Annotated in this window: 1 protein-coding gene; it reads right to left on the bottom strand. The window is 49.6% G+C overall.

The genetic code is table 11. The features are described from left to right. The coding region (locus AC0QHF_RS27740; RefSeq protein ID WP_324707522.1) for a hypothetical protein at positions 1–221 on the bottom strand (221 nt) is incomplete at its 3' end. Between the last annotated feature and the right edge of the window lie 15 nt (positions 222–236).

Below are 236 nucleotides of genomic sequence, written 5' to 3'. Positions count from 1 at the left end.
GCCTTCACCGTGCCTTGATTGAGGGCCCAAATAAACGAGGGGGAGTAACTGTCTGTGCCGTTAAAAGCGGTCAACCGGGGCAGTTGCACCACGCTACCTTTGCCATTGGATGTCACATCCACGTCCCCGCTAATCTTGGTGGCATTCAAGGTCAGTTTGCCACCGTCTTTCGCCTCAATTATCGTATCAGTTTTTCCACTAAAAGTTTTGACTCCTGACAAATCCAATTGGCTGTT

This window comes from Lyngbya sp. CCY1209, from assembly GCF_055795065.1.
Note: the sequence above shows the minus strand (reverse complement) of the source record. Positions and strands in the feature narration are given on the sequence as shown.